The following is a 23,516-nucleotide window of genomic DNA, read 5'->3' as shown; positions in this document are numbered from 1 at the left end:
AGAACATGGTAGGCAAAAAATATGAGACTTTAACTTCTATTCTTAAGGATATGGAATCAGTTGTTGTAGCTTTCTCAGGAGGAGTCGATAGTACTTTTTTATTAAAGGTGGCTGTTGAAACATTAGGAAATGAGAATGTGATTGCAGTAACTGCAGATTCGGAGACCTATCCATCAAGTGAACTAGAAGAAGCTAAGGTATTAGCAAGGCAAATCGGAGTAAGACATCAGATCATTGCGACATCGGAATTAGCTATTCCAGGCTATTCGGAAAACAACAAAAATAGATGTTATTTTTGTAAAAGTAGCTTATTTGATCATCTGATGCCAATTATTGAAGAATACCAATTTAAAACGGTTGTATATGGGGCTATAGCTGATGATATGAATGAACACCGACCTGGCATGAAAGCAGCAAAGGAAAAGGGAATACGAGGACCTTTACTCGAGGCTAATTTGTTTAAAAAAGAAATTAGAGAGTTATCTCAGCAATTAGGGTTACCAACTTGGAATAAGCCTTCGTTTGCTTGCTTATCTTCTAGAATTGCTTACGGGGAGTATATTACGAAAGAAAAATTAACCAAAGTAGAAAAAGCAGAGGCCTATTTAAAAGAGCTGGGTGTTGGTCAAGTGAGAGTTCGAACTCATAAAGAGATTGCTAGAATTGAAGTGGAACCTCAGGATATGAACTTTATTATGGAAAAAAACAATATCATTACTAGGCAATTGAAGGGACTAGGCTATAAATATATTACATTAGATTTGACTGGGTATCAAAGTGGTAGTATGAATCAAGCTTTGTCAAAAGTGGAATAGTGACACTAAACTTCACTGAATAAACAATCTAAGGTGTGTGACAAACAATGATAAAAGAAATTTTGAAACAAGTTCAGCAAGGGAAACTAACTGTGGGAGATGCTGAAAAAGAGTTAGCTACATATGAAGATCTAGGGTTTGCTAAGGTAGATTATCATCGAAAAAAACGTCAAGGTTTTTCAGAAGTAGTATTTGGTGAAGGGAAAACAGCGGAACAAATCATTTCTATTATTAAAGCGTTACAACTGAAAGATAAGTCTGTACTTGTGACACGGATATCAAAAGAAAAAGCAAATCAAGTGCTTGATGCATGTCCAAGTTTTACATACAGCGAAGTAGCAAAAATCCTTTTTTGGAAGGACTCAGATCAGGATTCTTCTTTTGAAGGGTATATTGCTGTTGTTTGTGCAGGAACCTCTGACTTGCCTGTAGCAGAAGAAGCTGCAGTAACTGCAGAAATACTCGGCTGTAAAGTTCGACGTATTTATGATGTAGGAGTAGCTGGTATTCATCGACTCTTAAATAATATTGAAGAGATTCAAAATGCTACTGTAACAGTGGTCGTAGCTGGTATGGAAGGAGCTCTTCCAAGCGTTGTGGGTGGACTGGTTTCCCATCCAGTCATTGCTGTGCCTACTAGCATTGGTTATGGAGCAAATTTTAACGGATTATCAGCTTTGTTAACTATGCTAAATTCATGTTCTTCCGGAATTAGCGTAGTTAATATTGATAATGGGTTCGGCGCTGCTTACAACGCTGCTTTGATTCACCGATTAATTCAAAAAGGAGCTAAACATAATGAGAACGCTTTATCTTGACTGCTTTTCAGGTATTAGTGGTGACATGTTCATTGGTGCACTTATTGATGCTGGAGGAGATTCAATTCTTTTAGAAGAGGAGCTTCAAAAACTAAATATTTCTGAAGAGTATAAATTGAGCTGGAGAAAAGTCGTGAAAAATGGAATCTCTAGTACGAAGTTTGATGTAGAGTTAACAGAGACAGTTGAGCACAAGTATGCTGCTGAACATGATCATCAACATGAACATAGCGACCATCAGCACGAACATGAACATGATCATCAACATGAACATAGCGACCATCAGCACAAACATGAACATGATCATCAACATGAACATAGCGACCATCAGCACAAACATGAACATGATCATCAACATGAACATGGCGACCATCAGCACGAACACAGCCATCACCATAGTCATCGTGCCTATCAAGATATTGTAAAGCTAATCGAGAGAAGTCAGTTATCTCAAGAAGTGAAAGAGACTTCATTAAACATTTTTAGAAAAATTGGAGAAGCGGAAGGTCTCATTCACGGTATTTCTTTAGAAAAAGTACACTTTCACGAAGTCGGGGCGGTGGACTCTATTATAGATATTGTAGGAGCTTCTATTTTGATAAATAAATTAGAAATTCAAAAAATAAAATCATCACCTGTTTGTGTAGGTACTGGCAAAGTGCATATTGATCATGGCATTTATCCAATCCCTGCACCTGCTACTTTAGAGATATTAAAGGGTGTTCCTCTTCAGCAAAGCAGTATAAAAAGCGAGCTAACCACGCCTACAGGTGCAGCTATTGTGTCAGTACTTTCAGAAGAATTCTGCACAGTTCCTTCTATGACAGTACAATCAGTCGGGTATGGAGCAGGAACAAAAGATTTTGAAAAACATCCTAATGTGCTCCGAGTAATTATTGGTGAGGAAGATTGAAAATTTGAAGTATCGTATCTCAAACTAAACAAGAACTAAAAGAAAGGAGAGACTATTTTGCCTTCACACATTCCTCTTAATTCAGAGCACATTGATCGTAAAATGATAAAAATGGAAGTGAACCTCGACGATATTTCTGGGGAGTTGCTGGGGTATGTTATGGACTTGCTTTTAGAGTCCGGAGCCAACGACGTCTTTTACACGCCTATTTACATGAAAAAAAACAGGCCGGGTGTTTTACTTCAGCTGCTTTGTGCAGAAGCGTATGTAGATAAGATAAAGGAGATTTTATTTAAGGAAACAACAACATTGGGAATTCGCTATTATCCATTATCGGTTCACCGGCTGGAACGAGAATTCCATAAAGTAGAAACAGAATGGGGAATTGTTACAGTAAAAATCGGAATCATGAAAGGTGAAGTTGTACAAAGGGCACCAGAATTTGAAGACTGTAAGTCCATTGCTGAAAATTACAGCGTTCCTTTAAAAAAAGTATATGAACAAGTATGGAAAGAGTTAAAGAAAAGAGAAAATTGATGCTTTAAGCTTGTGGGCTACTAGCTTAAAAATGGAAATCTGAAAGGCGTGTGGTAGATTTTAAGTATTAAACATCTATGTCTGCTTCTTAATGAAAGGGTTTACAAAAAGGGGATTGTAAATGAGAGAAAGAGGGGATAGTTATATGGCATTACCAGTGGTTCCAAGTAAAAGGCCAGTAGTTACTGTTTCTAAAAAGCTAACTTTCAAAGAAAAGATGTCTTATGGTTTTGGTGATATTGGTAACGGACTTATGTTTGATATGGGGCAGTTATACCTTCTAAAATTTTATACAGATGTTTTGGGAATCTCTGCTTACTGGGGAGGGCTGGTATTTTTAATTTCTAAAATATTTGACGCATTTGCGGATACAAGTGTTGGTGCATTTGTAGATTCAAGAACAAATATCTCAAAAAGAGGAAAGTTCCGACCATTCATTTTATGGGGCACAGTTCCCCTGGCATTAATGACAGTCATTTCGTTTTTGGCTCCAAACTTTTCAGACACAGGAAAGATTATTTGGGCATTCGCTACCTATATGGGATTCGGGCTAGCCTATTCATTCGTTAATATTCCATATGGTTCTTTGTCTGCAGCGATGACACAAGATCCAATTGACCGTGCATCTTTAGGTTCATTTAGAGCAATTGGTAGTCAAACAGCTCTTCTTATTTCAGGAGTAGTAGTAATTCCTATTGTACTACAATTTGCTAATAAAGAAGTCGGGTACATCGTAGCTATATCTGTAATGTCAATATTCGGAATATTATTTCATTTGATTTGCTATCGTAATACTAAAGAAAATGTCATTAGAGCACCAAGAAAAGAAAAGGTGCCTTTATCTAAACTATTCAAAGCATTGTTTTCAAATCGTCCTCTTATTGTATTGTGTTTAGCAGCGTTATTCATGATTGCTTCTTCAAATATTCGCAACGCTGTTCAGTTGTACTATTTGGAGTATAATTTAAAAAGTCCGGAATTAATGTCAATACTTTCCTTTTTAAGTATAGGGCTTGCCGTAGTTGGTTCAATGTTTATCCCAGCAATGGTAAAAAGAATCGGGAAGAAAAATACTTTTATGCTTGGGCTTTTAGTTTGCGTTGCCTGTGATGTTTTAAATTTTGTATTACCAACCAGTACAGTAACATTTTTAACTATTTTTTCATTAGGAAACTTTGCATTAGCATTTGCGCTTGGTCTACCGTGGGTAATGATTGCTGATTCCATTGACTATCATGAGTGGAATTCGGGAGAACGTACAGAAGGCATTGTTTACTCAACATACAGTTTCTTCCGAAAGCTTGCGCAGGCGCTGGCAGGTTTTATTCCAGGAGTTGCACTGAGTTTAATTGGGTACGTTCCAAATATTCAGCAGTCTTCAGATACATTGTTAGGTCTTAAAGGGTTATTATTTCTTGCTCCGGCGTCTCTTAATATTATTGGGTTAATCATTTTATTTTTCTTTTATAACCTTACAGATAACTTATACAGTAAAATTGTTGCCGATTTGAAAGAGAGAAGCAACTTTAACTAAAAAAGAAGATTTGATAAAAAAGTATTTTTTAATAGGAGCTACTAAAGACAATATTTATAAACTCTTATTAGAGAGCAGTTTGACATACTATTTTATAATACATGCATAGTAAAGGAGATACCACATGAGTATTAAGGGAAATTATCAATTTACTTTCATAAATGAAACTGATAACATTCTTCAATTTGAACTAGCAGAGAATAACATATATGCGAAAATTATGATACTTGAAACAGACATTATCAGGATTTTGTTTACAGACGGTGAGGAATTACAACTAGATAAAACTTGGAGTGTCGCACCCGGGCAGGTAGATGTTCCATTGGAGGGGCGCAAACGTTTGGATACAAGCGGTTTTTCACTACCAAGCTATGAATTTAGTAATAATAACAGTGAATGCACCGTAGAAACTTCAGCGTTAAAGCTTAATGTTGATTTAGATGGATTTAAGATTAGCTGGTTTTACCGCGAGGATTCTGGGTGGGTGAATTTTGCGAATGACCGAAAAACTCAGGCGTATAATCTTGATGGTTCACTTGGTGAGGGGATCGTTCATTATTTAAAGCGTGATTTAAATGAACAATATTTTGGATTGGGAGAAAAGACAGGTTCAGTTGATAAACATGGAAAGCGTTATCGGATGCAGTCAATTGATGCAATGGGGTATGATGCAGAATATAGCGACCCTCTTTATAAACATATTCCTTTTTACATCACAAGGCATAAAAAAACAGGATTTTCATTTGGGATCTTTTATGATAATTTGTCCAGTTCAATTTTCGAACTAGGTACGGAACTCGATAACTATCATGAGCTATACAGATACTATCAAGCTAAAAACGGTGATTTAGATTATTATATTATTGGAGGACCGAAAGTTAAAGATGTTACTCGGAAATTTTCATGGTTAACTGGACAAACAATCTTTCCACCGAAGTGGAGCTTGGGGTATTCTGGATCGACAATGAGTTATACCGATGCTCCAGATGCACAAATGCAGTTGAACGAATTCTTAAAGCTGTGTGAAAAACATGATATCTTATGTGATTCATTCCAGTTGTCGTCGGGCTATACGTCAATTGAAGATAAGCGTTATGTGTTTAATTGGAATCAATCAAAAATTCCTTCACCAAAAAAGATGGTAAACGACTTTCATGATAAGGGTCTACGTTTATGTGCAAATATTAAGCCTTGTTTATTAAAAGATCATCCCTTATTTAATGAGTTAAAAGAAAAAAAGATGTTTATAACAAATGGTCATAACGAAGAACCTGAAATGGCACAATTTTGGGATGAAATAGGTGCCTATTTAGATTTTACCAATAAAGAAACCTACGACTGGTGGAAAGACCAAGTAAAAGAAAAGCTATTGGATTATGGAATTGATTCCACTTGGAATGACAATAATGAGTTTGAAATCTGGAGTAAGGATGCCACCTGTCACGGTTTTGGAAACCAAAAAGAGTTTGAGCTCATTCGTGCACTTCATCCACTGCTCATGATGAAGGCTTCCTATGAAGCACAGTTGGAGCATAATCCTCAGTTGCGTCCTTATTTAATATCACGATCTGGCTCTGTGGGAATGCATCGTTATGTGCAAACTTGGACAGGCGATAATCGCACCAGTTGGAAAACATTGAAATTCAATATTAAGATGGGGATAGGACTAAGTTTATCGGGTATTTATAATTTTGGACATGATGTAGGCGGATTTTCAGGTCCTGCTCCTGAACCTGAACTATTCGTAAGATGGATACAAAATGGAATTGTTCATCCAAGGTTCACTATACACTCTTGGAACGATGACCAAACAGTTAATGAACCGTGGATGTATCCTGAAGTTCTAGGCTCAATTAGGGAATTAATTAAATTTAGAACAAAAATCATTCCATATCTTTATAGTGAGTTGCATCAGACCTATAATAGCTACCATCCTATTATAAGGCCCACTTTTTATGATTTTGAACATGATGAAACTACCTTTGAGGAAAATGATGATTTTATGTTAGGCGAGTCTCTTTTGGTTGCATCCGTTGTTGAAAAAGGGAAGAAAGAGAGAGAAGTGTATTTGCCAAATAATCCTGGCGGGTGGTACGATTTTCATATTGGAACATGGTATGAAGGAGGAAAGAAGGTTGAAATTCCGGCACCTTTACACTACACGCCGTTACTAGCTAAGGCGGGAGCAATCATTCCGATTAATCAAGCAGAAGTTACTTTTTCAACGAAAAATATGGATGAAAGAGGATTTTTATTATTTCCTTGTAGAGGAAAAGGGAAGTCTTCTTATAGCTTATACGAAGATGATGGGTTAACAAACGAATATTTGCACACATTTGCGTACATTAATGTTGATATGGAAACTACAGAAGATGAGATTCAAATAAAAATTAACAAGGAAGGTTCTTATGAATTACCTTATAATCAGATTACGTTTTACCTTCCGGAAAAAGAGCAGCGCAAGCTAACTATCAATGGATTAGATCAAAATGTTGGAAAAGGAACATTTAGTTATAATCTGAGCTGTTAATAAATATAATCATTGACCCTATAGCTACTATAGGGTCTAGTTGTTTTTATTTCTACATTTATAGCGTAGTTGAGTAAAAAAGATTTATTTACTAAAAGCGATAAGTATCAAAAATTGCATGCCTAGAAGACTCTGTTTCAAGCCTCTACCTAGGGTCTACGTGAACAAAGACTTCATTATTCGCTCAGTTTATAGCTCTTAAAGCCTTATATTGATAAAAGCGTACCGGTTTTACCTAGCTCTATCTAAAAAATAACTAAAAGAATAAATAGCAAGAATTTTTAAGAAAATTTTAATAACTTGCTAAGAAACTTCTAATTTCCTCTTTATTTTTTTGTAAGTTGTCTCCTTTAAGATAGAAGTAATCGAGTAGCCCACCTTATTTTGAGAAAGCTCAATAAGGTTGTATGACGAAAATACGAATGGGTAACCTCACTACTTAAAATGGAGGCTGATGTACACTTATGAATCTAGAGGTTTTTCGAAATTACTCCTTGCATCATTTGAAGAAAGATATACTATCGGGTATCGTTGTTGGTATTATAGCTATACCTTTGGGATTAGGGTTTGCGATAGCTTCTGGAATATCGCCTGTTACAGGACTTTATACAACGATTGTAGCGGGATTGTTAATTGCTATTTTAGGTGGATGTAGGTTTCAAATCGCGGGACCTACCGGTGCGTTTGTTCCTGTTTTATTAGGGATTGTGTTGCAATATGGCTATGAAAACTTATTAATTGCCGGCTTTATGTCCGGAATTCTCCTCATTATCTTTGCGCTATGTAAAGTAGGAGCTTTAATCAAGTATTTTCCGTCCTCTATTATTGTAGGATTTCAGTCGGGAATTGCGCTGATTATCTTTAGCGGGCAGATTCCAAACTTCCTTGGATTACACGCTATTGAAAAATATCAGTATTTTCATTTAAATATAAAAGAGATCTTTGGTAATTTACACTTCATCAACATCTATAGTATCGCTACAGCAGGATTGTGCTTAGCTACGATTTTAATTGTTCTTTACTTTTCACCTAAGTCGTTGGGAATGTCCTATTTACTTGGAATTATTGTATCAACGGGCTTGGCATCTTTTTTCTTTGCAAATCAGTTTGAAACCATTGGTTCCATTTACGGAGAGATACCTCGTCATTTCCCGGCGCCAGCGTTTCCAGATATAACAGTGGAGAGGGTGGTAACTCTTTTACCTTCTGCATTTGTGATTGCTATACTTGTAGGGTTACAATCTTTACTGACAGCTCGCGTTGCAGATGAAATGACAAAATCAAAGCACAGCAGCAAAAAAGAACTGATTGGCCAGGGAATCGTAAACATGGTAACGCCGATGTTTTCAGGTATTCCCGCGGCAGGAGAGATTGCAAGAACCGTTACCAATATTAAAAACGGCGCTTCATCTCCAATTGCAGGAATCACGCATGCTATCTTTGTGTTGATTGTGCTGCTAGTGCTCGCTCCGTACGCTTCATACGTGGCGCTTGCCAGTCTCGCGCCAGTTTTGATGGTCGTAGCATGGAACATAAGTAAAAAAGAACAGTTTTTAAAGATGGTAAAAGAAAGATCATTTCATTCGCTGATTTTACTCACGACCTTTTTGTTAACGGTGTTTACAAACTTAACAGTAGGAATAGCCGTTGGGTTATGCCTGTCTGGTGTAAACTTTATGATAAAAAAGAGCAAAGAAAAGCAAAAATTATTAAGAAAAACTGGTTAACGCAGGTATAAAATGCTTTATCAATAATGCCCGAAAAAACCCCCACTGTATGCTTGCGCAGTGGGGGTTTTTTATAGTAAAGAAAAAGAATATCCCAATTACTTTCCTTCAAACCAGCAGCGAGCGTTATCAAAAAGCATGTGCTGAATCTGCTGTTCCGTTACGCCTTTTCTTTTTAACTCAGGCACGACTTCTTCTAATACAAAGCTCATCGACCATTTTGGAAAACGCTCTTCAATCACGCCTTCAGGAAACCAGTCCATTGTACAGCAGTAGTCTTGTGATAGAAACATGCGGTTTGAATATCCTTGTTTAGCTAACTCAATAACTGTTTCATTTCTATTTTCAGTTGAACACTCTCTTGTCAGGCCGTAGCGGTCCATCCCGATAAAAGCGCCTTGATTTAATATGTTTGAAATATACTCGAGATTATCCGTATCTCCCGTATGTCCAATCAGAATTTGATTTGGATTAGCGCCTTCATCCAGTAAGATGTCAAGCTGCTTTAAGCCTGTACCGCTTGCAGGATGTGAATGGGTCATAATCGGCACGCCCGTTTTTTTATGAGCTCGTGCTACGGCACGCATTACTTTTTCTACATCAGCCGTTACGCCAGGTGCATCCGTAGCGCATTTTAGAAAACCTGCTTTAATCGACGTGTTTTGAATGCCGACTTCAATGTCTCGAACAAACAGGTCTGCCATATAGTCAATGCTTCGAGTTTGAAAATGGGTAGGGATGTAGTTATACGTATAGATTCCTGTAGCTGCAATGATTTGAGTATCCGTTTCACGGGCAATTCGTTCAATAAAACGAATATCGCGTCCTTGTTCCATCACCGTAGGATCACAGATTGTTTTGACTCCGAGCTCCTTCGCACGATTTACTTGTTCGACTGCTTTCGCAACTTCTTGTTCTTCATCATATAAATGAGGAAACTGTGCGTAAACAGATTCAGAACGAACGCGCATATGTTCATGAATTAACGTTAGCCCTAGTTCGGACGCTTTGACTGGGCCTGTTACAGAATTGATAAATGTCATAGTATGATTCCTTTCATGATATACCTGTAAATTAAAAAGGGGGTGATTAGGTACAGTTTTAATTTCATCTGGTTTGTTTCTATATATAGACTTTCTATTATAAAAAATACATATTGCATTATACAACATATATACGGTCTTACACAACACAAGGGCCTTTTACTTACTATGACAAAAAATCCTTCTTTCCAAGCAGGAAGAAGGATTTTTTAGTTGCAAGCAGTATTCATCATTACCCAGCATTTACGCTGTAGCTGTCTCCATTTAATTTACGGAATTTTAAATAGCTTCCAATTCTCCAAATGGCAACATATATAAAGGCTAGCGTCATTGTTAAGACCGCGAAGTCTATGGAATCTAAGCCTTTGAAGTATTGGCTCAAAGCCATTCTTATGAAGATAATAGCGATAATCACATATTTAAAATTTTTATTTGGCTTTGAATAAATGAAGCCATCTTCTCTTACTTCATAGTCCGTTTGGCTAAGCATAATAAGTCCAAATATAACACCTAATACACCAGCAATCACCATTTCCCAGTAGGGAGGTAAGTGAAAGGGCTGGCCCGGTATGTGCATCAGCTGACTTAGACTAAGTGAAAATGCAATCAATATGAAAAAAATGGGCGCTAATATACCAAGTCCATTCTTTTTAATGGGTTTATTTCTCTTTTTCATTTTTCTCCAAATAATGAATCCAATAAGAGCGATAACAAATATATAAATCAGCAGCATTTCCATATTCATTTTGCCTCCTTTTTTCATTTCTATGTTCGTACAATCCACTATTTAGTATAAACAATAAAAGGACGGAGATAAAAGTGCATTCTTTCATTTTTTACACATGAGAATTCTCATTATTTTTTATTACTATCGTTTAGGTTTTTGTATATGACTCATTAACTGTTTATTTCTTTTTTACCATAATATGTTATAATTGTAGAAAATGAGAAAACGCAAGGCAAGCTTACACATTGTCGGGTTTATAGAGGTGAATGAGTTGAGGCTAGGAGATCAGCTGAAGAAGTTAAGAGAAGAACAAAAGATGTCTCAAGAGGAGGGTGCTCAACGGCTGAGCGTATCTGTACAGCATATACATAAGTGGGGAAATAATAAGAGCTATCCTGAAATTCAGCATCTTTTAAAGTTAAGCGACATCTATCAAACAACCATTGATGAATTTATTAAAAATGATGCTGCATTACAGAACAAAATAAACATTAGCGAAGAAGAAAAAGAAGACGACGATGAACTGTTTCACCCAGGTTTTTATATTGGAATAGGCATCATATTTCTTGGTACTTTTCTTAGCCTGATTATCGGCAATCTTATGATTATGATGGTGACCAACATCGCTGGAATGTTAATTACTTGTTTTTATAAAGATATCTTAAAACTTTTAAAAGACGTCAAAAAAGATTTTCATGAACAAGGATAAAAGAAGCTAGCTACATATAAAAGCAATTCTATGAAAAAGCAGAAAAATGATGAGGTGTACCAGGTGAAAGAACTGAAATTGAATTTTGTGATCCTATCTCTTTTATGTTTAGCCAGCTATTACTTATTTCGAGTGGGCGCATACTTTTTAGCCAGAAAGTATGTAGACAAAACGTCTGAGGGAAGTGTTTTGAATTGGGCGCTCAGTGTCCTTGTTAGGGGCGGCAAGAGAATGGATCTTAGTGACTACACTGTATGGGCAGCATTTTGTGCATTTTTGTACCTTGTGTAATCATAGTTAAGAAGGAGGAGGAATTTCTTTATTTTTAAGCGCGTATGCATTCTATTTATGGAAGTGAAAATCTACTTTAGCTGTTTCTCCTCATCAAGGTAGTAGCTAACTTATCATGCACGAGCACCTAATATGCTCATTAGGTGCTCTTTTTGGTGTTTCCAAGCAGGTATTAATCTACCCAAAGCTGAATAACTTCTATGGCTAGTGTTACTAAATTTAATTTCTTGGGATCTTATTGAACGCAAAAGGGGAGAAATATATGTTTGAAGAAAAGGTAGGTATTATTACGGGTGGAACGTCGGGGATTGGTTTAGCAACAGCGGAATTACTCGCAAAAGAGGGCATGCACGTTGTGATCGCTTCTAGAAATAGTGGAAAAGGAGAAGAAGCCCTTTCTATATTAAGAAAGTGGTCTCCTCGATCTATTTTTATCAAAACCGATGTAACGAATAGTCAAGATGTCAAAAACCTTGTTAGCCAAACATACTCCACATTTGGGAAAATTGATGTGGGCTTTAACAATCCGGCTAACACAGAGGCTTCCTCTAGTGCTACGCATGAATTCAAAGAAGAGGACTTTGATCATTTAATTAACGTTACGTTAAAAAGTGTATGGCTTTGTATGAAATATCAGCTGCAGGTAATGACCAAACAAAACAGCGGTGTTATTGTGAATACGTCGTCAATGGATGCTATTTTATGTTCGGCAGGGACAGGCGTGTATGCGGCTGGAAAAAGCGGTGTGATCGCTTTAACGAAATCAGTTGCTCAAGAATATGGCCATCAACATATAAGAATTAACTCTCTTTGCCCAGGTGCCTTTCGTACGTCTATGTTAGAAGAAAAATTTTTAACTCTACCTGAGGACGAAAAAGTAAAGCTTAATGAATCCTATCAAAAGCTAAACGCGCTGGGCAGGATTGGTGATCCTCTTGAAGCGGCAAAAGCAGTAAAGTGGCTTCTTTCGGACGATGCTTCTTTTGTTACGGGTCAAAACATTATCGTAGACGGTGGAATTGGATTTAGGTTTGAATAAGTTGGAGGGGTAAAGATACTATTTCTTACTCTGGATAGATGACATCCTGGTAACTAATTAATAGTGTATGAAATATTTTAAAGGGAATTTACTCATAGTTAATAGAAATAACCTTTTCTCAGACCAAATTCGCCGGTGATTATGTTCATAGAGACAATAAAAAGCAGACTGTCTATAAACAGTCTGCTTCTTGTATATTACACGTGCATTAACACAGAAAATATTGTAGCAAAGGCTTTCTTTATAACCAACTAAGCCAATAATCTATTATTCTTCTGATTTTGAAGATAGCACTTCTTTTTTTAGAAAGAAGCATAAAACAAATGCAATGATTGTAAGCACAAATGCGTAAGTATAGATATGCTGAAATGATTCAATAAATAATATTTTAATTTTCATAAATAATTCTGGAGTAAGGCCATTTGGAATTCCTCCTGCTGCTAGGCTATTCATATTATCTGCCATACTTTTCGGCAATTCATTGCCTAAGCTACTTAGCTTTGAAGTAAGTGTGGAGGATAATAGCGTACCAAACATACTTACTCCCACAGTTGCGCCGATAGACTGAAACAATGGAACCGTTGCTAATGCAATCCCTTTGTGTTCCTTTTCTACAGATTCTTGAACAATTAAATTATCTCCGCCAAACATGACCCCTAAGCCAAGTCCCGTGATGAAAAAGAAAATGATAACCTGTAGGGTAGTGGTGCTAATGTTTAATTTGGAGAATAAATAAAAACCAATAACAGGCATAATGAAAGAAATCATGAATAATTCGCGATACCGCACTTTTGTTAATAGAAACCCAGAAACGATTGAGGTTGCAACAGCACCTACCATCATGGGCAAAGTTAAATACCCAGATTCTGTAGGAGTAAGGCCTAATACGTTTTGTGCAAAGTAAGGGAAAGATGAGAATGATCCCATTAATCCACAGCCTACAGTAAAAACAAGCAGTGATAATACTAAAATATTACGATTTCTAAATAGATGCAGCGGTACAATAGGTTCAATCACTTTTGATTCCACCCAAATAAACAGTCCAATTAAAATCACGCCTACACATAGTAGCGAAATGATAAATGGAGAGCTCCACGTATACCCTTCGTTCTCCACTAAAACAGGCGTAATTAATAACGAAATGATTGCAGCTACTAGAAGAATAGCTCCTGCCCAATCAATTGTTACTTTTTTTCTTTCATGTACTTCTTTTAACCCACTTGCTAAAAAAATGACTGCTATTAATCCCACTGGAATATTCACGAAGAAAATCCAATGCCAGCTTGCTTGATCTACAAAAAAGCCTCCCATTAGCGGGCCTAAAAGCATAGGGATAAACATAACTGGACCCATAAACGCTTGAACTTTTGCTCGTTGTTCAACAGGGAACAAATCACTCGAAATCGTCATGGCTAATGGCATGAGGCCACCCGCGCCAAGTCCTTGAATTCCTCTTCCAATTAAAAGCATAATCATTGAATGAGAAAGCCCGCATATAATGGAGCCTCCAATAAAGAAAGCCATAGAAGCGAAGTAGACTTTTTTTCGACTAAATAAATCGGCTAATTTTCCTAGTATAGGCATGAAAGCAGATAGCGCTAGCATATAGATGCCTGCAACCCAGCCATACATAGATAATCCGCCAAGATCACGTATAATCGTCGGCATGGCTGTATTTACAACCGTTTCATCAAGCTCAGAAAAAATAATTCCAATCATTAATCCAGTCATTACTAGTATTTTATTGTTTTTATTATTTAAAACTTGTTCTCCAACATTTGAGATGTTTTCCATATTGCGTTTCCTCTCGTGAAATTATTAGAAATGATCACTAAACAGCATGTGAATCATTTCTCGTTATTATCTCTATTAGTTTCTCGGGGATTTCGGTTTCTAAATCTCGGTGTTCTAAATTCAGCACCGTCTCCCCAAGGTCCGCGCCCAAAACCTCTTGGCCCATGCTCTGGATCACCACCAAAGAATCTGTGGTGAGGTCCAAATCCTCGTAGGTCATTATGGCGTCGAAATTCTTGATTTTCATCATGACCTTGTTTTAACATTTCTTCATCTAAATAAGTATTTAACTTTTGCATTAAATGTGAAAGAGTATCCTGCTCTTCTTCTGAAAGAACATCAAAGATGCCTGAGTTATTGTTTTGTTCCTCCGTAGCCTCGATAGCTTCTAGTCCAGCTTCTGTTAGCTCAACGGAAAGTACTCGCCGATCTTTCTCAGATGGCGTACGAACAATGTAACCTTTTCTTTCTAACTTACTAAGTAATTCACCTATTGACTGAGGTCTCATATCCAGTAAGTACGACAGCTCTTTTTGTGTAGTTTTAGGCTGCAATTTTAATAATTTTAATATCCGTCCTTGCCCCCGGTGCTGATCACCTAGTGCTCCAGCATCTCTTCGATTAATAAAGTAGTGTCGCTGGTATCTTGCCAGCTGTCTCTGGAACCTGAAAAATTGATCAATCAAATCTTGCTCGTGTAAATATTCGTTATCTCTTTCATTCATGATAAAAGCCTCCTTACTAATTTAACGCTGCACTTATCTACATAAAAAATTTTATCCTTTTAATAAGATAGGAAGGATTCATTTGAAATAAAAATAAGGTACCTTATCAAATAATAAAGGTACCTTACTAAAATGTCAATTTCTTATAAAAAAGATACTTTGACAAAGTTAAACATATGCATAAAAGCTGTATATTCTATAGAAATCCCTTACTTGATTAAGTAAGTTTGCTAAAAGATATGATTACAAAATAAAGTGATAAAGCTAACTGTACTAAGTTAGCTTTATCACTTCATGGCGTTTTTCAATACGTTTTTCGATTTTCTCCATTGCTTTTTTGTCTTTTAATAATGCTTGTTTATTTTCTTTTACCAGCTCTTCAAATGATTTTCTTTGTTTAAACAAACTAACACTTCTTTCTGACTATCGTGTTTTTGAATCATGAGGGTGAATGTACTGTTATTTGTCCTCGGCATTAAAATGAAACGACTTCTCAGACTTTGCGATAATAACAGTAGCTAAAGAGTTTCCTACGACATTTAATGCTGAACGGCCCATGTCTACAAAGAAATCAACTGCTAATAATAAAGCGACTCCTTCTGCAGGTAAGCCAATTTCTTTCGCGGCAGCTAACAGTACAACGATGACAGCTGAAGGGACGCCTGCTAATCCTTTCGTCATAAGCATTAATAAACCAATAATCACAATAATTTGTTCAAGACTAAGAGGTAAGTTATATACATTGGCAAGAAAGATAATAGCAACACTGATATAGATGCTAGCTCCATCTAGATTAAAAGAGTAGCCGGTTGGTAATACAAAAGAAGTGACAGAACGTGACACTCCGAACTTTTCTAATCGATGAATGAGCAGCGGCATAGAAGCTTCTGAGCTGCGCGTTGTAAACGTTAATAAAATTAAATCTGCCGTTCTTTTTAACAGTTCTTTATAAGGGATACGGAAAATAAGTGCGATAATAGGAAACACCACAAATGCCGTAATGGCAAAAGATAAATACGTAATACCTACAAATTGACCTAAAGAAAGCAAGCTGCCAATCCCGTATTTAGCCACGCTGAAAGAGATAAATCCAAATACGCCAACTGGGGCAAATGATACCGCGTATTCGACTACTTTAAACATCGCTTGTAACCATGCTTCAAAGAATGTAATAACCGGTTTGGCTTTCTCCTCAAGTGATGTAAGAGCTAACCCTACAAAAATGCCAAAGAAAATAATCGGCAACAGCTTTCCTTGCGCCATTGCTTCTACAATATTACTTGGAATAATACTTAAGAAAAACTCTCCAAAATCGATGCCTTTTGCCAGGTTTCCTAACGAAGAAGTATCCACTGCACCTACATGCATATGTCCACCTACATTTGTTACTTTAGCAATGAGTATTCCTAATATAATCAATACTGTAGTAACAATCTCAAAATAGAGAAGGGTTTTAAATGCTACTCGTCCCAGCTTTTTTGTATCATGCATCCCTGTTATCCCTAATACGATTAAGGGAAAAACAAGAGGAACAATCACCATTTGAATAAGCTGAATAAAAGCTTTTCCCAGTATCTCTAACTTCAAACCAACTTCTTTACTGAAGTAACCAACGATCAATCCAAGAATTAATCCAATAATCACTTGTAATCCTAAATTAAGTTTAAATCTATTTTTTGCAGCCATCTGTCTAATTCTCCTTGTAGTGTAGTATTGTTTATGTGTTAGTAACCTTTGAGAATTAGACAAGTACAGATTCTGTTATTACGTTTACTCACTATCGAAAGTGCATTCACCTTAACTACCTCCTTCAAATATCTTTTTACATACTAAAACAATTATTCCTATAAGTAAAGTGTGAATTTCGTTTATTTTTTACGTTTCTATCTAAAATTACTGGGATTAATTCTAAAAAAAGTAATATATATAAAGTCGAAAAAAGCACAAAAACCCTAATTTACTAGGGTTTTTGTGCTTTTATTAATGACTAATAACATGATGGAGATATCATACCTTATAATTCTGATAAAAATACTATAATTTATATTTTATATATGGTATTATGTTTAAAGAATTTAAAGGAGTGTGTATGATGCCGTTTAGTTATGTTTCTCATTTATATTGTCCTAAATGTAAAAAAGAATATAGTCCAAAAGAAAAACATCAATTATGTGAATGTGGCTCACCTTTATTAGTAGCGTATGATTTAGAGAGACTGAAAGACAATCTAAGTCCAGAAGATCTCCAAAGCAGAGAACCAAATCTATGGAGATATCATGAACTGCTTCCAGTAGAGGATCCAGAAAACGTCGTTTCCTTAGGAGAAGGGATGACTCCGCTTATAAAAATGCCTAAGCTAGGTAAAGAAATGAATATTCAAAACTTATATATGAAAGATGAAGGCATTATTCCAACGGGATCATTTAAAGCTAGAGGCGCCGCTGTAGGTGTGTCAAAAGCAAAAGAACTTGGCGTTGAACAGTTAGCGATGCCTACAAATGGCAACGCAGGAGCTGCTTGGTCGCTTTATTCGTCACGCGCTGACATAAAAGCAACCGTTGTCATGCCAAAAGATGCGCCTGTTATTACACGAAATGAGTGTGCTGTCGCTGGAGCTGACCTTTACTTAGTAGATGGACTCATCAGCGATGCGGGTAAAATTGTCGGTGAGGCTATTAAAGCCTGGGGTCTTTATGATGCTTCTACGCTTAAGGAGCCGTACCGAATAGAAGGTAAAAAAACAATGGGCCTGGAAATTGCTGAACAGTTTTCTTGGAATCTTCCTGATGTGATTTTATATCCAACAGGAGGAGGCGTTGGTTTAATCGGCATCTATAAAGCGTTAAATGAATTAAAAGAGCTTGGCTGGATTAAAGGTGATCTTCCTCGCCTAGTTGCCGTACAAGCTGAAAACTGCGCCCCTATTGTAAAAGCATGGAATGAGAGAAAACAAGAATCTGAATTTTGGCCAGATTCTTCAACGATTGCCTTTGGTATCAATGTACCAAAAGCGATCGGGGACTTTCTTGTTTTAGAAGCAGTCTACAATACAAATGGATGTGCTATTGCGGTGGACGAAGATAAGATTGTTGAAGAGCAAAAAAAGGTTGCGCAGCTTGAAGGTTCGTTCATTTGTCCTGAAGGTGCTGCTACGTTCTTAGCTGCACGCCGTTTGAGAGAAGAAGGATGGATTAAAGAAAATGAAACGGTTGTTGCTTTAAATACAGGACTTGGAGTTAAATATCCAAACACAGTAGATATTGAAGTACCTATTTTAGAGCGAAATGGCAGCCTAACTAAAAAATAAAGCAAGAAACACCCAAATAGATCTCCGACTTTAAACAGTCTAAGCGGAGATCTATTTTTTAATTTCATCTTCTTTCACATCATGAATAGTAAACTTAAAATTTAGACTATTTTAAATATATTGACTTATTTTCACTGGTAATCTATTATTCAATTAAACAAATTGATTTACTTGGAATTAAACTGTATGTAATGCTACCAGGCAACTTGGGCCGGACGATCGCTCAAGCGAATGGACTGGTCCTTTTTGCGTTTTAGGAATACGGCTATATTCGAGAAAATGAATTTGTTATTAAAAAATGAAAAGCTCTCTTTTTAGGGAACTTACGAGGAGGACGTATCATGAGTACAGTTAGCAAAAGCGTAGCAAAAAATTCGGTTTTAGAAGTACAGCCCATCGCTGGTCACATTGGAGCAGAAATAAAAGGAGTACATTTGTCTTCGAATTTGGATGCTGAGACAGTCAATGCCATTAACAAAGCGCTGCTAAAGCATAAAGTAATCTTTTTTAGAGGACAAGGGCATATTGACGATGCTGAACAAGAGGCTTTCGCTACGTTATTTGGTGAACCAGAAGCACATCCTACCGTTCCTATCAAAGAAGGCAGCAATTATTTATTCGAACTTGATTCTGAACAAGGAGGACGAGCTAATTCTTGGCATACCGATGTAACGTTCATCGATACATATCCAAAGGCATCTATCCTTCGAGCCGTAGTTGTTCCAGAAGCGGGAGGGGATACAGTTTGGGCAAATACAGCAGTTGCCTATCAAAGCCTCCCGTCAGAGCTTCGTCAGCTAGCTGATCAGCTTTGGGCGGTGCATACGAATGACTATGATTACGGCGGAAGACATCCTAATCGTTCGCAAGAAGAATTAGAACGTCACCGTAAAGTATTCGCTTCTACTGTCTATGAAACAGAACATCCAGTTGTAAGAATTCACCCCGAAACGGGAGAGCGTACGTTAGTGTTAGGACATTTTGTGAAAAAAATCAAAAGGTTATCTTCTTCGGATTCAAATCATCTTTTTTCGGTTCTGCAAGATCATGTAACAAGATTAGAAAACACAGTTCGCTGGCACTGGAAAGCTGGTGATATTGCTATATGGGATAACCGCGCAACCCAGCATTATGCAATTAATGACTACGGGGAAACGCACCGCGTTATGAGACGAGTTACCTTAATTGGTGAAGTGCCAGTGAGTATCGATGGACAAACGAGTATTACTTATAAAAGAGAAGAATGAAAATAGGGTTCTATTTTGTATCAGTATGTTTCTTTTAAAACAAAGGCAGGTGAGATAAAAGTTTGGCACCTATAAGAAAAGGCTGAGACAAAAGTATTTTAGTTGAAGGGAAATCCGAACGATGAGTCGAGATTCTTGAATAAGAATCAAACTCGTTCGGATTTTTTCATTGTTATGGTGAACGCAGGTTGCATGTATGTAGTTGCTTCTAGCTGTTGATTTGGAGGGCAAAACGAAGACTCCTGCGGGAAAAGCGGAATAGGTGAGACCCCGCAGGAGCAGAAGGGACGAGGAGGCTCATCGGCCGCCCGCGGAAAGCGAAGCCTTGCACGGAAATTAACAGCGGTGCTAGTTTCTCTCTATTTTTAGAGAGAAGACGAGAAAAATCAGTAATTTTCAAAAAAATACAACACTCAGCACATTATAAATCGTCTTCATTTATCATAGATAAGACGTTCATTATATGTAAATAATTGTAATAAGTGTGAATCTTTATGTTCAAATCTATACGGATATATTTAGGTTTAAAGTTCGTCTTATGGGGTAACTAAGAAAAGAAAGAGGGCATCTTTCCATCTGGAGAAACAGCTTGGTGAGGAAGCTGAGCTCATTTATAGTATTCTTCTTGAAGAATATGCCAAAAGTCACATTGTAAATCAGCTTACTTGTACAGTAGAAGCCTTACCTGAAGCCATGAACGATTATACCGAGAAAGGAGTTGAATTTTTATCTCTAGAACCCCAGCCAGCTCTTGAAGTTTATATCTAACAGATTATAACAATAATTGTCAGGTGATCTGAGTGAAAATTAATAACGAGCACATTATAAACTAAATGCGTTATTTTTAACGACAAGGTACTGTTTCAGCGAGTGAAACCCCGTAGAAAGCGATTTCTATGTTTGATAAAGATTATTTCTTTAGCGGAGCTGGATTGTAACTTAATTCAGGCTGAAATAAAAAAATTTATTTTAGTTTTAATTAATTTCTTTATCAACGTTCATTCTTCAGCATTTTTTTGGCTCTAACCCCCTTAGCTCTAACCTTTTTTATATTTAACGTCAGATGAATAGTTTTCGTTTTTTACTTAAAAATAAGGAGTGTTCCAACACATTTAAGTGTGAAATACAGTAAGTCAAATTTGACTTTACTACTCAGTCTTGTATAATCGTATACCGCGGAGGTGACGTAATGAAATGAAGTTTAACAAGAAAAAAATTAACGTCGTAGATATTGACAAAGCTAAAAAAAGCGTCTTTGCTACAGGAGTAGGAAACGCAATGGAATGGTTTGACTTTGGCTTGTATTCATATTTAGCCGTGATTATTAGTCAAAACTTTTTTAGCGCAGTTGAAAATGATCAGCTCAAATTAGTATTCACATTTGCCACATTTGCGATTGCCTTTTTAATGCGTCCATTAGGCGGTATTATATTCGGTAAAATTGGAGACAAGTTAGGAAGGAAAGTCGTTTTAACCACCACCATTATTTTAATGGCCTTTTCCACATTACTCATTGGGTTGTTACCTACATATGATCAAATCGGTATATGGGCACCCATCCTTTTATTAATTGCACGAATCATTCAAGGTTTTTCAACTGGTGGTGAATATGCTGGTGCGATGGTGTATATTGCAGAATCGTCTCCAGACAATAAGCGAAATGTGCTTGGAAGTGGACTAGAAATCGGTACACTTGTTGGTTATATTCTTGCTTCACTGCTAGCTAGCTTACTGTTTTTTGTTCTGTCGGATGAACAGATGGCCTCATGGGGCTGGAGAATTCCCTTCTTATTAGGATTGCCTTTAGGACTTATTGGTTTTTATTTACGAAGAAGTTTAGGGGAAACACCTATTTTTGAAAATGAACTTTCCAACGAAGACGAAGTTGAAGAAGAAAGCTTCCTCTCTATTTTAAAAAATCACAAAAAAGATGTGTTTGTTTGTTTCGTGGCCGTGGCTTTCTTTAACATTACAAACTATATGCTATTATCGTACATGCCTTCTTATTTAAATGAAATTATTGGTTTATCAAACACAGTTGGTACGGTATTAATTACGGCAGTTATGATTTTAATGGTGCCGCTTGCTCTTATGTTTGGAAAACTGAGCGACAAAATCGGAAACAAGAAAGTTTTCTTAATCGGTTTAGGCGGATTGAGCTTACTGTCAGCCTTTTCGTTCTATTTAATCAACTTAAATGGTTTAGTCTTTGTTTCAATCGGTATTCTTATTCTAGGTATCCTCCTTGCTACGTATGAAGGAACAATGCCAGGAACGCTGCCAACAATGTTCTACACAGATATTCGCTACCGAACATTAGCGATCACGTTTAATGTTTCAGTTTCTATCTTTGGAGGAACGACGCCATTAGTTGCGACATGGTTAGTTCACGCAACAGGCAATCATTTGGCTCCAGCGTTCTATTTAACCATCGTGAGCATCATCGGATTTTTCGTGATTTTATTCTTGTTTGCGAACACGGCAGGAAAATCACTCAAAGGTTCATACCCAACGGTTGCTTCTAAATCTGAATACAATGAAGCAGTTGAAAATCCAAAAGATTCATTATGGTGGCACACAGAGCAAACAGAAAAATAAAGTAAATAAAAAGCAGCTGCTACATTAACTGCTGCGCAAAATATGAACACTTAAAAAGAGCCTTCTCCTTGTATAGCATAGAGAAGGCTCTTTTTATCATTCAATAATTTATCCCATTCCCTGTATTTGCTATCTTTGATTCTGTATGTTACGATTGAGTTAATTATTTTTGTTCGGTATAAGATTGAGAGAAGAGAAATCTCTTCCATAGAATTTTTTATCTTAAGATAGTATGGTTGGACAAGGGTAGTAATACAAGCGTGGAGTATTCCACACCAGGAGGCAACACTTATGGAACAAGGTACAGTGAAATGGTTTAATGCAGACAAAGGCTTCGGCTTTATCGAAATTGAAGGCGGAGACGATGTATTCGTACATTTCAGCTCTATTCAAGGTGAAGGCTTTAAATCACTAGAAGAAGGTCAAAAAGTGACGTTTGATATCGAACAAGGTCAACGTGGAGCACAAGCTGCTAACGTTCATAAAGTAGCATAATTAAAACTAAAAAAGACTCCACATAGGGGTCTTTTTACTTTGGATTTTAATAATTTAAAAAGATTACTTAAAAAATAAGTACAGACATTGGAGACAGAATGCTATTAACGAAGGTTTACCTATATGTAAAATCCCGTGTCGCAAAAAATAGAAAAAACCCCTTATGGTTATAGAACTATATGCTTTAGGAGTACATATACGCCTGAAGGTATCAAAAATAACTAACCTTCGCTGGATTAGCCATTGAGAGATGCACATTATATTTCCCGACAAATAAAGTTAAAAATTTGATTATTTTTGATAGGAGAGAGGATGAGGGATATGAGTATAAGCTTATTTACTAATGGAGAAATTGTAAATATAAAAGCATCTAATGAAATAGTGATCATCTTAAAAAGCCATTATGTAAAAAACATGAAAAGATACTCTTATACAGTGGATAAATATCCAAGTACGTTTTTCTTTGAAGAAGAATTAATGAAACATGAATAAATATTGATTTATAGTTTGGATTTTGTCTATACTATGCTATACTGAATTTACCATTTGTATTACCGATTACTATTTTTGTATTAATAAGCCCTATTCCTCAGTGGATAGGGTTTTATTATTACATTTTCAAGGAAACGAAAAAGACAGACTCCATGGAGTCTGTCTTTTTATATTT

At 36.6% G+C, this 23,516-nt stretch carries 18 protein-coding genes and 1 pseudogene; 13 read left to right on the top strand and 6 right to left on the bottom strand.

The genetic code is table 11. From position 1 onward, the window contains the following. Positions 1 to 5 precede the first annotated feature (5 nt). From larE to LIS78_RS17640, 6 genes and pseudogenes are all read left to right on the top strand, one after another. The gene (larE, locus tag LIS78_RS17665; RefSeq protein WP_195782488.1) at positions 6 to 815 is read left to right on the top strand and encodes an ATP-dependent sacrificial sulfur transferase LarE; all 810 of its coding nucleotides are present in this window, start codon (positions 6 to 8) and stop codon (positions 813 to 815) included. Between the two features lie 47 nt (positions 816 to 862). Continuing rightward, positions 863 to 1,633: a nickel pincer cofactor biosynthesis protein LarB gene (gene larB / locus LIS78_RS17660; protein ID WP_195782489.1), complete on the top strand. Its 771-nt coding sequence runs from the start codon at positions 863 to 865 to the stop codon at positions 1,631 to 1,633. After that, positions 1,614 to 3,083, top strand: a pseudogene (gene larC / locus LIS78_RS17655) (nickel pincer cofactor biosynthesis protein LarC). Before larB ends, larC begins: the two are co-directional and overlap by 20 nt. 121 nt (positions 3,084 to 3,204) lie before the next feature. After that, positions 3,205 to 4,617 carry a glycoside-pentoside-hexuronide (GPH):cation symporter gene (locus LIS78_RS17650; RefSeq protein WP_209150266.1) on the top strand — a complete coding sequence of 471 codons (1,413 nt, stop codon included), beginning with the start codon at positions 3,205 to 3,207 and terminating at the stop codon, positions 4,615 to 4,617. A 124-nt stretch (positions 4,618 to 4,741) separates the two neighbouring features. Beyond that, positions 4,742 to 7,147 carry a glycoside hydrolase family 31 protein gene (locus LIS78_RS17645; RefSeq protein WP_195782493.1) on the top strand — a complete coding sequence of 802 codons (2,406 nt, stop codon included), beginning with the start codon at positions 4,742 to 4,744 and terminating at the stop codon, positions 7,145 to 7,147. Positions 7,148 to 7,611: 464 nt separating this feature from the next. After that, positions 7,612 to 8,874 carry a SulP family inorganic anion transporter gene (locus LIS78_RS17640; RefSeq protein ID WP_209150265.1) on the top strand — a complete coding sequence of 421 codons (1,263 nt, stop codon included), beginning with the start codon at positions 7,612 to 7,614 and terminating at the stop codon, positions 8,872 to 8,874. Positions 8,875 to 8,972: 98 nt separating this feature from the next. On the opposite strand, the gene LIS78_RS17635 is transcribed toward LIS78_RS17640, so the two are convergent. Then, positions 8,973 to 9,917 (bottom strand): phosphotriesterase family protein, encoded by a 945-nt coding sequence (locus LIS78_RS17635; RefSeq protein WP_195782495.1) that lies wholly within the window; start codon positions 9,915 to 9,917, stop codon positions 8,973 to 8,975. A 232-nt stretch (positions 9,918 to 10,149) separates the two neighbouring features. Next, positions 10,150 to 10,656: a CcdC protein domain-containing protein gene (locus LIS78_RS17630; protein WP_374726315.1), complete on the bottom strand. Its 507-nt coding sequence runs from the start codon at positions 10,654 to 10,656 to the stop codon at positions 10,150 to 10,152. Between the two features lie 259 nt (positions 10,657 to 10,915). Here LIS78_RS17630 and LIS78_RS17625 point away from each other — a divergent pair, with 259 nt between their 5' ends. Further along, on the top strand, positions 10,916 to 11,353 hold the full coding sequence (locus LIS78_RS17625; protein WP_209150263.1) for a helix-turn-helix domain-containing protein: 438 nt from the start codon (positions 10,916 to 10,918) through the stop codon (positions 11,351 to 11,353). A 553-nt stretch (positions 11,354 to 11,906) separates the two neighbouring features. Further along, positions 11,907 to 12,683: an SDR family NAD(P)-dependent oxidoreductase gene (locus tag LIS78_RS17620; RefSeq protein ID WP_252284094.1), complete on the top strand. Its 777-nt coding sequence runs from the start codon at positions 11,907 to 11,909 to the stop codon at positions 12,681 to 12,683. 267 nt (positions 12,684 to 12,950) lie between these two features. On the opposite strand, the gene LIS78_RS17615 is transcribed toward LIS78_RS17620, so the two are convergent. The 4 genes from LIS78_RS17615 to LIS78_RS17600 all read right to left on the bottom strand — a co-directional run bounded on the left by LIS78_RS17615 (position 12,951) and on the right by LIS78_RS17600 (position 16,888). Beyond that, on the bottom strand, positions 12,951 to 14,477 hold the full coding sequence (locus LIS78_RS17615) for an MDR family MFS transporter (RefSeq protein ID WP_195782499.1): 1,527 nt from the start codon (positions 14,475 to 14,477) through the stop codon (positions 12,951 to 12,953). Positions 14,478 to 14,530: 53 nt separating this feature from the next. Further along, positions 14,531 to 15,202 (bottom strand): MarR family winged helix-turn-helix transcriptional regulator, encoded by a 672-nt coding sequence (locus LIS78_RS17610; protein WP_195782500.1) that lies wholly within the window; start codon positions 15,200 to 15,202, stop codon positions 14,531 to 14,533. 273 nt (positions 15,203 to 15,475) lie between these two features. After that, entirely contained in the window at positions 15,476 to 15,607 is a 132-nt protein-coding gene (locus LIS78_RS17605; RefSeq protein ID WP_195782501.1) for an FbpB family small basic protein, read from the bottom strand. Between the two features lie 54 nt (positions 15,608 to 15,661). Beyond that, a complete protein-coding gene (locus LIS78_RS17600; RefSeq protein WP_209150256.1) occupies positions 15,662 to 16,888 on the bottom strand; it encodes a dicarboxylate/amino acid:cation symporter in 1,227 nt (408 codons plus the stop codon). 406 nt (positions 16,889 to 17,294) lie between these two features. On the opposite strand from LIS78_RS17600, the gene LIS78_RS17595 reads away from it, so the two are divergent. From LIS78_RS17595 to LIS78_RS17575, 5 genes are all read left to right on the top strand, one after another. Beyond that, positions 17,295 to 18,509: a threonine synthase gene (locus LIS78_RS17595; protein ID WP_252284093.1), complete on the top strand. Its 1,215-nt coding sequence runs from the start codon at positions 17,295 to 17,297 to the stop codon at positions 18,507 to 18,509. 341 nt (positions 18,510 to 18,850) lie between these two features. Further along, positions 18,851 to 19,756, top strand: coding sequence for a TauD/TfdA dioxygenase family protein (locus tag LIS78_RS17590; RefSeq protein WP_252284092.1), 906 nt, complete (start codon positions 18,851 to 18,853; stop codon positions 19,754 to 19,756). Between the two features lie 1,194 nt (positions 19,757 to 20,950). After that, complete coding sequence (locus tag LIS78_RS17585) at positions 20,951 to 22,354, top strand: MFS transporter (RefSeq protein ID WP_252284091.1); 1,404 nt, start codon at positions 20,951 to 20,953, stop codon at positions 22,352 to 22,354. A gap of 291 nt (positions 22,355 to 22,645) precedes the next feature. After that, positions 22,646 to 22,849, top strand: coding sequence for a cold-shock protein (locus LIS78_RS17580; RefSeq protein ID WP_013056405.1), 204 nt, complete (start codon positions 22,646 to 22,648; stop codon positions 22,847 to 22,849). A gap of 321 nt (positions 22,850 to 23,170) precedes the next feature. Continuing rightward, a complete protein-coding gene (locus tag LIS78_RS17575) occupies positions 23,171 to 23,341 on the top strand; it encodes a hypothetical protein (protein ID WP_195782505.1) in 171 nt (56 codons plus the stop codon). Positions 23,342 to 23,516: the final 175 nt, after the last annotated feature.

Origin of the sequence: Priestia megaterium (assembly GCF_023824195.1) — a bacterium.
Taxonomy (GTDB): Bacteria; Bacillota; Bacilli; order Bacillales; family Bacillaceae_H; genus Priestia; species Priestia megaterium_D.
This window is presented reverse-complemented; position numbering and strand designations above follow the sequence as displayed.

Bases quoted from the DNA above. Each gene is read 5' to 3' on its own strand.
- larE (WP_195782488.1), top strand. From the start codon at position 6: ATGGTAGGCAAAAAATATGAGACTTTAACTTCTATTCTTAAGGATATG.
- LIS78_RS17635 (WP_195782495.1), bottom strand. From the start codon at position 9,917: ATGACATTTATCAATTCTGTAACAGGCCCAGTCAAAGCGTCCGAACTA.
- LIS78_RS17620 (WP_252284094.1), top strand. From the start codon at position 11,907: ATGTTTGAAGAAAAGGTAGGTATTATTACGGGTGGAACGTCGGGGATT.
- LIS78_RS17580 (WP_013056405.1), top strand. From the start codon at position 22,646: ATGGAACAAGGTACAGTGAAATGGTTTAATGCAGACAAAGGCTTCGGC.
- LIS78_RS17585 (WP_252284091.1), top strand. From the start codon at position 20,951: ATGAAGTTTAACAAGAAAAAAATTAACGTCGTAGATATTGACAAAGCT.
- LIS78_RS17610 (WP_195782500.1), bottom strand. From the start codon at position 15,202: ATGAATGAAAGAGATAACGAATATTTACACGAGCAAGATTTGATTGAT.
- LIS78_RS17640 (WP_209150265.1), top strand. From the start codon at position 7,612: ATGAATCTAGAGGTTTTTCGAAATTACTCCTTGCATCATTTGAAGAAA.
- LIS78_RS17575 (WP_195782505.1), top strand. From the start codon at position 23,171: ATGAGTATAAGCTTATTTACTAATGGAGAAATTGTAAATATAAAAGCA.
- LIS78_RS17645 (WP_195782493.1), top strand. From the start codon at position 4,742: ATGAGTATTAAGGGAAATTATCAATTTACTTTCATAAATGAAACTGAT.
- LIS78_RS17615 (WP_195782499.1), bottom strand. From the start codon at position 14,477: ATGGAAAACATCTCAAATGTTGGAGAACAAGTTTTAAATAATAAAAAC.
- LIS78_RS17650 (WP_209150266.1), top strand. From the start codon at position 3,205: ATGAGAGAAAGAGGGGATAGTTATATGGCATTACCAGTGGTTCCAAGT.
- LIS78_RS17600 (WP_209150256.1), bottom strand. From the start codon at position 16,888: ATGGCTGCAAAAAATAGATTTAAACTTAATTTAGGATTACAAGTGATT.
- LIS78_RS17595 (WP_252284093.1), top strand. From the start codon at position 17,295: ATGCCGTTTAGTTATGTTTCTCATTTATATTGTCCTAAATGTAAAAAA.
- larB (WP_195782489.1), top strand. From the start codon at position 863: ATGATAAAAGAAATTTTGAAACAAGTTCAGCAAGGGAAACTAACTGTG.
- LIS78_RS17590 (WP_252284092.1), top strand. From the start codon at position 18,851: ATGAGTACAGTTAGCAAAAGCGTAGCAAAAAATTCGGTTTTAGAAGTA.
- LIS78_RS17630 (WP_374726315.1), bottom strand. From the start codon at position 10,656: ATGGAAATGCTGCTGATTTATATATTTGTTATCGCTCTTATTGGATTC.